Raw genomic sequence first — 11,554 nt, 5'->3', positions numbered from 1 at the left:
GGGGTGTGCTGTGGGGGGGCTCCGGGCTGGCAGGGGCGGCGTTGATGGTTCATTCGACCCCCTGGCGGGTGGCAGCGGTGAGGATCATCGGGCTGGTCTTCACCCTGTCTTACTGGGTCGACCGGCTGGCGTTCACGCGCTCACCAGATATGCAGGTTAACTGGCCATTCTCTCTGGGCGTGACTCTCATCGGATGGCTTTTCCTGGAGTGGGTGGTGCGGACAGCGCTGGAAGGAAAGGGATACCATGGCAAGCAACGAACAAGAAATTGAGGCCAAATTTATGGTGCGAAATTTACAAGCCCTGCAATCCCGCCTGGAGGCGTTAGGCGCGCAGCTGGAAAGCCCGCGGGTTTATGAGATCAACCTGCGTTTTGATAACGAAAGGGGAGAACTGGCTCAGGCACGTCAGGTACTGCGGCTGCGGCGTGATCATCGCGCCGTGATGACCTTCAAAGGCCCGGCGCGGATCGGTGAAGAAGTTTCCATGCGCCAGGAGATTGAATTCGAGGTGAGTAATTTCACCGCGGCTCAGCATTTGCTGGAGGCCCTGGGCTACCATGTGGTTGTTCGTTATGAAAAATACCGCACCACCTACCGCCTGGGTGAAACGGTGGTGGTGCTGGATGAAATGCCCTACGGCCATTTTGTGGAGATCGAAGGGGAAAATGCGGATGAGATTCGCCGGCTGGCAGAACAGCTTGGCCTGCGCTGGGAGGCCCGGAGCGCGCTCAGTTACCTGGCGTTATTTGAAGAGGTGCGCCGAACCTTTGGCCTTCCCCCTTCTGATCTCAGTTTCCGGGCCTTGCAGGGGGTCTCCGTTCAACCCGATGACATGGGGTTGTCTTACGCCGATGATTGATCGGCTTCCTTCTTGCCCACCGTCGCCAGATAAATAGCAAACCGATCCACGCCGTCCAGCTCCAGGGCGGCATTCATGGCCTCATCCTCAAAAGCGGCAATGGCACACACCCCACAGCCAATCGATTCGGCGGCCAGGTACAAATTCTGGCAGACGTGCCCGGCGTCCAGGAAAAGATAACGCATGGAACGTTCCACATACCGCCAGGCCATGCGCCAGGTATCGGCTACCCACAGGAAGGTCACGGCGCTCAGGCGGACGTGTTCCTGGTTGTGAGTGGCCGTAAAAATGCGCTCGGCAATATCTGCCGGGGCTGAAAGATGCACCAGAGCATGCCGGCTGGCTGCAAAGCGGTAGAGGCCCGGCTGTAACCCCTGCACCCGGTTGATCAGGAGGAAGGTCTCGAAGGCATGTCGCGCTCCGGCCGAGGGTACCGTGCGCAGGGTGGCAGGGCGGGCGGTGACGCGTTTGACCCCCTGAGTGAGCCAGAGAAGGTAGGAAAGTTCTTCCAGCGTGAGGGGGGTATCAGCGTAGCGGCGCAGCGTGCGGCGCTGCTCGATGAGGGTACGCAGGTCAACCGGTGGGATGGAAAAGGTTTCTGGCGCCGGCAGGGAGATGAGTGCGGCGTCGTCTGGCAGGGGCATTTCCAGCGGAGGTTGAGGCGCCCCCTGCGACTGTGGGCTGGGTGATAAAAACGGGTAAGACGTCTTCTTGAGAAATTCGGCAAAAAAGTCTTTCATGGTCATCCCTCCATTTCCAGAAAAGGTTCGCAGGGCAGTATTGCCCAACGCCAGAGCATCAGGAGATATGGGTTAAATGCCATCGGGCGAGAAGGCGGCGGCCTGCCTGCAGCAGTGCATGCCATTCGGGCACGCACAGCAAAGCCAGCCCGACAGCATAAGCCAGCACCCCCAGGGCTGCCCCGCCCCCGACGATCAGCCAGTCTGGCAGAGAAATTCCAAAAGTCAGCCAGGCCCACAGGCCTGCACCCAGCAAGGCCAGCCCCACCCCGGCCTGCCCGAGCGCCATGAGTACGTTACGCCCCCCCAGCCCGCCGAGCCGACGCCGCAGCAGTACCAGCAGGGTGCTCATTTCCAGCAGGGTGGCCAGCGAATTGGCCAGTGCCAGTCCGCCGTGCGGCATCCAGCCCAGGCGGCTGAAACCGGCTGAAAAGGCAAAGCTGAACCCCACATTGAGTGACATGGCCACCACCCCCACGCTCACCGGTGTACGTGTGTCGCGCAGGGCATAAAATGCCCGCACGATGACCTCAAGCAAAGAGTGCGCGGGTAATCCGAGAGCATACCAGAGGAGTGCCCAGGTGACCATGCGGGTCATCGGGGGGGTGAAGGTGGCATTTTCATACAGCAGGCGAATAAGTGGCGTGCGCAGGAGAATCAGCCCCAGGGCCGCCGGTAGTGCCAGCAGGATCACCCCGCGCAGGGTGGCCGCCAGTGCCGTGCGCAGTTCATCCAGGCGGCCCAGGGCGGCCTGAGCTGAGAAGGTGGGCATGGCCGCCACTGCCACAGATTGAGCAATGGCCACCTGGGGCATTAACATCCAGGTGAACGCGAGCGTCACTGCCGAAACCGAACCTTCGGGCAGGCTGAGGGCAATGATGGTGTTGACGATAAAGTTGAGTTGCACCACGGCCACGCCCAGCACGCGCGGGCCCATCAGGCGGGCCACCTCCTGCACTTCGGCCATGCGTCCGCCGAGCAACAGCCAGTACCGCCCGCGCAGGCGTACCAGGTCGGGGAGTTGCACCAGCAGGTGAAAGAGCGCCCCCGCCAGCGCTCCCGCCGCCAGGCGGTAGATTCCCAGGCCTGAGGGCAGAAGCAGCACCCCGCCTATCTGGCCGAGCGAATACATGGCCGGGGCGATGGCCGGCAGCCAGAAGCGCTGATGGGCATTAAGAATGCCCATGACCAGTCCGCTCAGCCCAAAAATCACCACGGTGGGGAGCAATAACCGCAGAAGGGCGGTGGTGAGAGCCTCCTGGCCCGGCGAATCGCCGGGGGCGAGCACATACAGGCCGTGGCGCACGATCTGCGGGGCGAAGACCATGCAGAGCACGGCCAGCAGGGTGAGGACGAGAAAAAGGAGGTTGGCCACGGCTGAGGCCAGTTTCCAGGCAGTGTCGTGGTCTTTACGCGCCAGCAGGCCGGTGAAGGTGGGAATAAACGCCGAACCCAGCGCTCCGCCAGCTACCAGGTTGAAAAGGAGTTCAGCCACCCGGTTGGCCGCATTGAAGGAATCCATCTCGGCGCTGGCTCCGAAAGCCCGGTAAACCACCACCACTCGCAGCAGGCCAATGAGCTGGGTGAGGAGGAAGGCCAGCATGACGGTTCCGGCGGCGCGAGCGATTTGCCGCCCCGCAGAAGGAGGAGCAGACGAAGTCATGGGGTGATTATAAGATGAAAGCCTAGGATTGAATCGCCAGAGACTGAACAATCCTGCGCTTTACCAGATCGGCAATGGTCAGACCATGGCGTGAGCCCAGTTCGGCATTTATCATTTCAATCTGCCGCCGCGGTGAGAAGAAAACCTCACTCCAGCCATAACCGGCACAGGCGGTGTCGGCAATCCAGCGGCCAGACCCGTCCTGCCCCCACCAGGCGCGGTAGGCTTCTTCCAGGCGGGGATCGAAATGCAGTTGCGGGACGTTGTAGTGAGCCGAATAATAATAATCGGGCGGCAGAGCGTTGAGCAGGGTCTCGAAGACGTGCAGGCGGATGGGAAGATCGCGCGTGGTCTCGGCACGGGCAAGGCGGCAAAGCCCACGGATAGTGGCCAGCGGGGCAACCACTTCTACCTGCCGGAGGTGGTCAAAACGCTCCCGGATGCGCGCGATAACCTCTTTCATCACCAGGCCACTGGCGATGCTGTCGGCGACAAACGCCACATGAATGTTCTCACGGCGTACCTGGTCAAAATCCTTGTCTTTGAAAAGGGTCATTTCTACTTTTCGGTTGTAGATGGGCACTGACCGGTCAAACACATGGTGAGCATCGAGTACGATTTCATCGCAATAATTCCCATATTCATCGAAGATGGCCTCGCTGACCTGGTATTTAAGACCCTCGCGGACGATGGGAAAGACGGCGATGTTCTGCTGTTGGTAATGCGTAAAGGTCGAGCGCAACACCGGTGAGCCGATCACGTCTCGAATGGCGGTACCCACCTGATGGACACGCTCGGCTCCCAGGCAGAGCTGGCCCGGCAGAGTCACTTCCGGGAGGGTGGGGATTTCTGACGGGTTCAGGCCGATGATCTCCAGCAGGTTTCGGTTGAGGGGCGTCTTTCGCAGGTAGATAAAGGTTTCGGTGGCCTGGCTGTGGTAGAGCACCAGGTCAAGCCGGTGCCCGTCTTCCAGGATCATCCTGCCCTGACGGTAAAAGCCGCTTCCTTGTCCGTGATGACGGTAGGGAAGCGGCTCTTCCAGCTCCAGCGCTCCTCGCACCTGACTGGTGTCATCTTCGGTGAATGCAAATGGGTAGATGAAAGAATTCATGCTCCTCCAGTGGTTGAAGGGATGGGTTCGGGGGGGGCCGGTTGTGATGTGCGGCTAGTTAATTGTACTCCATCCGCGAGGTTCGGAAGAAAACCCGAGAAAAATGCTTTAACATCACGGATGCATTCATTCTTTTCTTGGGTATAATTTAGTTATTCTGGGAGGTGGAAGATGTTTCCGATTAAAGACACCATCCGCTCCCGCTCGTTCCCGGTGGTCACCTGGTTGTTGATCCTGGTCAACGCAGCGGTGTTCCTGTTTGAAACCAGCCTCAGTCCACGGGGGCTGAACGCGTTTGTGCAAGCGTTCGCCATCGTGCCGGCGCGGCTCGACCTTGCCAACCCGCTCACGTGGGGGCCGCTTTTGACCCACATGTTTTTGCATGGCGGCTGGTTGCACATCATCAGCAATATGTGGACGTTGTTCATCTTTGGCGATAATGTCGAAGACCGGCTGGGGTCGTTTCGCTTCCTGATTTTCTATCTCCTGGGCGGGGTGCTGGCTGGCCTGGCGCAGGCGCTGCTCACTCCGGGTTCCACGGTTCCGGCTCTTGGGGCCAGCGGGGCCATCGCGGCGGTGCTGGGAGCGTATTTCTTCTTCTTCCCGCATTCCCGGGTGATCACCTTCATTCCTCTCTTTTTCCTGCCCTGGTTTGTAGAAATTCCCGCCGTCGTTTACCTTGGTTTCTGGTTCGTTTCTCAGCTCTTCTCAGGAGTGACATCGCTGGCAGTGGCGGGCGGGATGGCCATGGGCGGGGTAGCGTGGTGGGCACATATCGGCGGGTTTGTTGCCGGGCTGATCCTTGCCCGCCCGTTTGCTGCGGGCCGGCGCGTGCGTCCCTTTTATCTCGATGAATACTATCCCTGGTAAGCTGTACACGGAGGAAACCCATGGACCTGCTCAACCTCTTCTGGATTTTTCTGGTCGTCACGTCTCTTGTGCCTCTTATTCGACAGCAGATCATTCAGGCTACCCGGTTGCGCCTGCTGCGGGCGCTGGAGGAAAAGCGGAACTCACGCGTCATTGCCCTGATTCACCGGCAGGAGAGTATGTCGTTGCTGGGCTTCCCGGTGGGGCGGTACATCGACATCGATGACTCTGAGCAGATTTTGCGTGCCATTAAAATGACTGATGATGATCTGCCGATTGACCTCATCCTGCATACCCCGGGCGGGCTGGTGCTGGCGGCTGAACAGATTGCCAATGCCCTCTCCAGGCACAAGGGTAAGGTGACCGTCTTTGTACCCCACTATGCCATGTCTGGCGGGACGATGATCGCCCTGGCCGCCAATGAAGTGGTGATGGATGAAAATGCCGTGCTGGGGCCGGTTGACCCGCAAATCGGGCAGTACCCGGCAGTTTCGATCCTCGCGGCGGTGGAAGCCAAAAATGTCAATGAAGTAGATGACCAGACGCTCATCCTGGCCGATGTTTCTCGCAAGGCCATCGCGCAGGTGAAGGATACCATTCGGCGCATTGCCTGCTGTCACTATTCACCCGAAGTGGCCGGGAAACTGGCCGAAGAGCTGGCCTCGGGGCGCTGGACGCACGATTATCCCATCACTGTGGAAGAGGCGCGTGAGCTTGGAATGAACATCAGCACCGAGATGCCGCCGGAAATTTATCAGCTGATGAATCTGTACCCGCAAACGGTACAGCGGCGCCCCTCGGTGGAATACGTGCCCATGCCGTATCCTCTCCGCCCTACCATTCCAGGGCGGGGTGAAGAGCGGTAGGCCATTTTATCCCTTTCTGGTGGGTGTTTCTGGGAGAAAATCTCATGAACGATCAAGCATCCGGTGCCCCCGCTCCCAATGCCGGGGCTCCACGTGTTTCCCCTGCCAAAGCGGCTTCTTTACCGCCTGAGCCCCCGAAACCTAAAAAGCCATCCCTCTGGGCGCGCCTGCTGGATAAAGAAACCCGCCGCGGGCGTTTCATGCGGGCATTGATCCGCACTCTGGGGACTATCGTCGGTCTGTATGCCCTCGGCTTCTTTACCGCCTATACCTTGCTTTACCAACCGTTACAGCGCCAGAATCGGGTAGCGGAGGCTGAGGTAACCCGGCTGCGCGCCAGCCTGGAAGAAAAACAGGCCGAGCTGGATAAAGCCGCGCTCACTTTTCTGGGGGTTGAGAAGCTCAATGAACAACTTTCTGGAGATCTGGAGCGTGCGCAGGCGCAGGTGGTAGTCTTGCAGGCGCTGGTACAGGTGGGTGAAGCACGCCTCAAACTGGCCGGGAATGATACCTCGGCCGCCCGCCTGGCATTGAACCAGGCAGAGCAAACCCTTCAGGGAAGCATGGCACAGATGGAGAAACTCGGAGCCGCCAAGAAAGAGACCTTCCAGCAGCTCTTCGAACTGGTGCGCGACGACCTGGGGCGCAGTTCACGCCTGGCTGAACAAGACCTGGAGCGCCTTACCAGCGAGTTACAGCTTTTAAGGGAGAGCCTGGTAAAGTAACTAACCTGCTCTTTTACCCCGCCGGTAGGAGGTGACGGTGGGAGGGGGCGGCAGGTTTACCCCTTCGGAGGGGAGGGGCTCTCCGGCATGAAGTTCGAGGGGAAGCACCCCGGCCCAGACAGGCCAGGCGGCATCTGCGGGGTCATCATTGACGGGCCCTGAACGCACCTTGGCGGAGGCGCTTTCGATTTCTACAGCCACCACCGCCGTGGCGGCCAGTTCCCGGGGACTGGGGCGGCGAGCTTCATCCCAGCGGCCCGGGCAGACATGTTCGCTGATGACTTCCAGTGCGCGCAGTTTTTCGTCTTCTTTTTCTACCGGACGCCCCTTGCCGAAGAGCACGGCCGAACGATAATTCACCGAATGATGGAAAATGGATCGTGCCAGCACCAGCCCATCGACCAGCGTGGCAGTGATACATACTTCCCCACCCTGGCTGATGTGTTTAAGCAACCGGCTGGCCGGAGCCCCGTGCAGATACAGGGTGTCTTCGAGCCTTCCCGGCAGCATGGGTAAGACCAGAGGCCCCTCTTCGGTAACGATGCCCACATGACAGACCAGGGCTTCATCCAGAATGGTGTAAATTTCGTTTTTCTCATAACGGGCGCGTTCGGGGATGCGCCGCACCCGGTTGCGCGGGGTCTGGGGGAATGCCGTCATACCTGTTCTCCTTTGAACTGTTTCCCGTGCAGGGTGCGGTACACCCCGCCCAGGGCGAGCAATTCCTCGTGCCGCCCCTGTTCCACGATGCGTCCATCCTGAATGACGTAAATGATATCTGCATTCTGAATGGTGCTCAGACGATGGGCAATGATGATGGCCGTCCGCCCCTGGAGCAGGCGTTCGAGCGCCTGCTGAATGAGGGCCTCGCTGACGGTATCAATATTGGCGGTGGCTTCATCGAGAATCAGAATGCGCGGGTTGACGAGAATGGCGCGCGCAATGCAGATGAGCTGGCGCTGCCCGACCGAGAGATTGGCGGCGTTTTCCAGGATGGGCGTCTGATACCCATCGGGGAGCGAGATGATGAAATCGTGGGCATTGGCCATGCGCGCGGCCTCTTCTACTTCAGCATCAGAGGCTTCAGGGCGCCCAAAACGGATGTTTTCTGCGATGGTGCCAGCAAACAGGAAAGAGTCCTGCGGCACCACCCCCACCTGGCGGCGCAACGATCCCTGTTTCACAGTGCGGACGTCGATACCATCGATGAGAACCGCCCCATTGGTAACCTCGTAAAAACGGGCCGCCAGATTGGCGATGGTGGATTTACCCGCGCCGGTCGGGCCCACCAGGGCGGCGCGGGTGCCCGGCTCGATGGTCAGGTTAATGTTGTGAAGCACTTCCGGGGCATCGGGCCGATAGCGGAAAGAGACGTTCCGAAACTCGATCCGCCCGCGGATGGGGGGCATTTCCACGGCATCGGGTGCATCCTGCACGTCGGGAGGGGTATCCAGCACGTTGAGCACCTGCTCGCCGCCAGCCATGGCTGATTGCATGGTGGTGTACAACCGGCTGAGTTCCTGAATGGGCTGGAAGAATCGAGAAACATACGAGAGGAACGCCACCAGCACCCCCAGGGTAACCTCACCGGCGATGACGCTTCGCCCCCCAAACCATAATACCAGCGCGGTGGCCAGGGTGCTGAGGAATTCGATCGTGGGCATGTAAATGAAAGAAAGCGACATGGCGTTGATGTTGGCGTCGCGGTTGGCACGGTTGACTTCGCGGAAGCGTTCTTCGATGGTGTTTTCCTGGGCAAAGGCCTGAATGACGCGGATACCGGCAATTTCTTCGGCCAGGTTGCCCACCACACGCGCCACGCTGGAGCGTGTCTCGCGGAAGGCTGCCTGGGCGTGGCGGGCAAAAATCACCGTCGCCAGGATCATGAGCGGCACCACCAGCAGGGCGATGATGGCCAGTTTCACATTCATGGAAAACATGATCCAGATGATCCCGGCGAGAATAAATGCATCGCCGATGAAGGTGATCCAGCCCTGCGAGAGCAGGTCGTTGATCACGGCCACGTCGTTGATCACCCGCGAAACGGTGACCCCGACGATGTGGGTATCGTGGTAACTGAGCGAAAGGTTATTCAGGTGGCGGAAAAGATCGGCACGCATGGTGCTCAACAGGCGCTGCCCCACCCTCGAAAGCAGGTACTGTTGCCCGGCGCTGGAGGCGTACAGGCCCAGGTAGGCAAGGCCGGTGATCAGTGCAATGCGTACCAGACCGGGATAATCGTTTTTCCCGATGTACTGGTCAATGGCCAGTTTGAGCAGGTAGGGGATAAGCAGGGTGAGGCCGGTTGCGATCAACATGGCGACAAAAGCTACCAGTAACGTGCGCCAGTGAGGCCGGAGGAAAGCCAGCAGGCGCCGCACCACACGGGGGTTGAAGGGCTTTCCACGGTGCTCTGCCGTCGAGCCAAAGGTATCCAGCAGATACCCGGGCCCCATGCCCATCCCGCCAGAACCGATGGTAAAACTCATATTCTATCGTCCTCTCAAAATGCGGTCTTCTGCCCTTCGGGGACAGAGGTTTTTCTGGGTTTTAACTGGCGCTGATAAATTTCAGCGTAAAGCGGCGAGGTGCGCAATAATTCTTCGTGCCTGCCCTGTGCCACAATGCGCCCTTTATCCAGCACCAGGATGCAGTCTGCCTGGATGACGGTGCTCAGACGATGCGCGATGACAAACGAGGTGCGTCCCTGCATGAGGCGGTCGAGAGCTTTTTGGATCTCCTCTTCAGTCTCTGAGTCAACGCTGGAAGTGGCATCATCCAGTACCAGCAGACGGGGGTTGATGAGCAAAGCGCGCGCAATGGCAATGCGCTGTTTCTGGCCGCCCGAAAGGGTGATGCCCCGCTCGCCGACCAGGGTATCGTAACCGCGCGGGGTCTGCATGATGAAATCATGGGCCTGAGCGGCTTTTGCGGCGGCGATGATCTCTTCGTCGGTGGCATGAGCGCAACCAAAGGCGATGTTTTCGCGGATTGATGCAGCAAAGAGGGTTGTTTCTTGCAGGACGATGCCGATTTGACTGCGCAGGGAATGCAGGGTGACGTGGCGAATATCCTGCCCATCAATCAGAACACGGCCTTCGGTGGGATCGTAAAAGCGTGGGATGAGATGGATGATGGTCGATTTGCCGGAGCCCGTCTGGCCTACCAGGGCAATGATCTGCCCGGGGTGGGCTTCGAGATTGATGTTTTTCAGCACCTCGCGCCGCCGCCCGTAAGAGAAAGAGACGTTTTCAAAACGCACGTGCCCTTTGAGGGGTGGCATTTCGATGGCGTCTGGGTCTTCCTGCACCTCGGGGACGGCGTCGAGAATCTCGAAGACACGCTCGGCAGAAGCCCCCGCCATGGCAATGGCGGGAATGAACATACCCAGCAGGCGTACCGGGTTGAGCAACTGGGCCAGGTAAGTGGTGAAGGCCACCAGTTCGCCAATCGTAAGCTGGTTGCGCATCACCAGTGCGCCGCCGTAGATCAGGATGAACACGGAAGCCAGGTTGGCAATCAGGGTGAGCATAGAAGACCCTGTGGCCTGCACGCGCGCCGACTGCGCCGAGAGGCGGTACCAGGCTTCGTTTTCAATGTCAAAACGCTGGATCTCCCGGGCTTCCTGGGCGAAGGCTTTCACCACCCGCGCCCCGCGCAGGTTTTGCTCCACCCGTGTGGTAAGTACCCCAAGTTGTTTTTGAATTTGGGCCGAGAGGGGGCGGAACTTGACCCCGAAATCGATGGCGCGCCAGGCCAGAACCGGCATGGTGGCAATGGCCAGCCATGCCAGCCGGGGGTTCATCCAGAGGAGAATGCCCGCGGTGAAAAGCATGAGCACGGTGGCGTCAATGACCCGCAGAGAAGCGCGCCCGGTGAGAAAGCGCACCCGGTCAACGTCCTGAATGGCGCGGGAGAGGATATCGCCTGCCTGGCTCTTATCGTGGTAGGAAAATGAAAGAGCAGTGAGCTTGCGCTGGATTTCGGCGCGCAGGTCGGCGGCGACATTTTGCGAGGCCACCTCACTCCAGCGGCCCTGGAAGTAAGAGAAGAAGCCGCGAAGAATGGTGAGAACGAGCAGGATGAACACGCTCCATCCCAGGAGCCGCAGATCGCCCTGGCCGATGCCGCGATCGATGATCCAGCGGATGAGCTGGGGGTTGATGATGCTCATCACGGTGATGGCAAACATGCACAGGTAAGCGCCCAGAGAAAGTTTCCAGTAGGGGCGCAGGTAGCTGTAACAGCGCCAGAGTACCGGCGCAATGCCCTTCTGCGGGCCATTTTTCTGGAGCAATCGAATGGTTTGTTCCATGATGGTCTGATTTTGATCCCCTGACGATAAAATAACCGCCGGAACTCGCTATCCCCGGTCGGTCGGCAAGGTGGTGAAGCTCTCTTAAGCAGATATGAAATGGCGCTACCGTAAGCTCTTCAAGTGGATGCCCGCAGGGATAAAGATGCGGCTCCTGCGGGAAACCTGTGCCACCTGGCCGGAGAGTGTTCGAGGATGCCGGTAGCCGATCCAATCAAGGATCTTTTTCAGTATAGCAGAGAACAGGAAAATGGGCAAAAAAACTGCCGACCTTAAAACTTCTTGCTATTCTTTTACAAATGTTCTATAATAAACAGGAACTTTCCTTTCCCCTTCCGGTCTTCCCCGTTTGCCGATCAGTCCAGTCTTTTTGACCCGACCCGACCCGGCATGTCATCCTTGC

At 59.2% G+C, this 11,554-nt stretch carries 11 protein-coding genes; 5 read left to right on the top strand and 6 right to left on the bottom strand.

Features of this window, described 5'->3' with window-relative positions:
• Window positions 1–272, top strand: a 272-nt coding sequence (locus ATHL_RS14980) for a hypothetical protein (protein WP_162787737.1), incomplete at its 5' end; no start/stop codon positions are given.
• Window positions 247–861 carry a class IV adenylate cyclase gene (gene cyaB, locus ATHL_RS14975; RefSeq protein WP_062195535.1) on the top strand — a complete coding sequence of 205 codons (615 nt, stop codon included), beginning with the start codon at window positions 247–249 and terminating at the stop codon, window positions 859–861. The genes ATHL_RS14980 and cyaB, both read left to right, overlap by 26 nt.
• Here cyaB and ATHL_RS14970 read toward each other — a convergent pair.
• From ATHL_RS14970 to ATHL_RS14960, 3 genes are read right to left on the bottom strand one after another with little or no spacing between them, the layout of a single operon-like run.
• Entirely contained in the window at window positions 846–1,601 is a 756-nt protein-coding gene (locus ATHL_RS14970; protein ID WP_062195533.1) for a SagB/ThcOx family dehydrogenase, read from the bottom strand. The genes cyaB and ATHL_RS14970 overlap by 16 nt on opposite strands.
• A 58-nt stretch (window positions 1,602–1,659) precedes the next feature.
• A complete protein-coding gene (gene murJ / locus ATHL_RS14965) occupies window positions 1,660–3,264 on the bottom strand; it encodes a murein biosynthesis integral membrane protein MurJ (protein ID WP_084001537.1) in 1,605 nt (534 codons plus the stop codon).
• Between the two features lie 22 nt (window positions 3,265–3,286).
• Window positions 3,287–4,375, bottom strand: a complete 1,089-nt coding sequence (locus ATHL_RS14960; RefSeq protein WP_062195530.1) for a hypothetical protein — start codon at window positions 4,373–4,375, stop codon at window positions 3,287–3,289.
• 171 nt (window positions 4,376–4,546) lie between these two features.
• On the opposite strand from ATHL_RS14960, the gene ATHL_RS14955 reads away from it, so the two are divergent.
• Genes ATHL_RS14955 through ATHL_RS14945 form a run of 3 tightly spaced genes read left to right on the top strand, consistent with a single transcriptional unit; the run spans window position 4,547 to window position 6,836 of the window.
• On the top strand, window positions 4,547–5,245 hold the full coding sequence (locus ATHL_RS14955; protein WP_062195529.1) for a rhomboid family intramembrane serine protease: 699 nt from the start codon (window positions 4,547–4,549) through the stop codon (window positions 5,243–5,245).
• Window positions 5,246–5,265: 20 nt separating this feature from the next.
• Window positions 5,266–6,111, top strand: coding sequence for an SDH family Clp fold serine proteinase (locus ATHL_RS14950; RefSeq protein ID WP_062195527.1), 846 nt, complete (start codon window positions 5,266–5,268; stop codon window positions 6,109–6,111).
• A 44-nt stretch (window positions 6,112–6,155) separates the two neighbouring features.
• Window positions 6,156–6,836, top strand: a complete 681-nt coding sequence (locus ATHL_RS14945; protein WP_062195525.1) for a hypothetical protein — start codon at window positions 6,156–6,158, stop codon at window positions 6,834–6,836.
• Here ATHL_RS14945 and ATHL_RS14940 read toward each other — a convergent pair whose 3' ends face one another.
• From ATHL_RS14940 to ATHL_RS14930, 3 genes are read right to left on the bottom strand one after another with little or no spacing between them, the layout of a single operon-like run.
• Window positions 6,837–7,496: a pyridoxamine 5'-phosphate oxidase family protein gene (locus tag ATHL_RS14940; protein WP_062195524.1), complete on the bottom strand. Its 660-nt coding sequence runs from the start codon at window positions 7,494–7,496 to the stop codon at window positions 6,837–6,839. It abuts the gene before it with no gap.
• Window positions 7,493–9,325 (bottom strand): ABC transporter ATP-binding protein, encoded by a 1,833-nt coding sequence (locus ATHL_RS14935; RefSeq protein ID WP_062195522.1) that lies wholly within the window; start codon window positions 9,323–9,325, stop codon window positions 7,493–7,495. The genes ATHL_RS14940 and ATHL_RS14935 overlap by 4 nt, the downstream gene beginning before the upstream one ends.
• 14 nt (window positions 9,326–9,339) lie before the next feature.
• Window positions 9,340–11,151 carry an ABC transporter ATP-binding protein gene (locus tag ATHL_RS14930; protein ID WP_062195521.1) on the bottom strand — a complete coding sequence of 604 codons (1,812 nt, stop codon included), beginning with the start codon at window positions 11,149–11,151 and terminating at the stop codon, window positions 9,340–9,342.
• Window positions 11,152–11,554 lie beyond the last annotated feature (403 nt).

Origin of the sequence: Anaerolinea thermolimosa, assembly GCF_001050195.2 — a bacterium.
Classification (GTDB): domain Bacteria; phylum Chloroflexota; class Anaerolineae; order Anaerolineales; family Anaerolineaceae; genus Anaerolinea; species Anaerolinea thermolimosa.
This window is presented reverse-complemented; position numbering and strand designations above follow the sequence as displayed.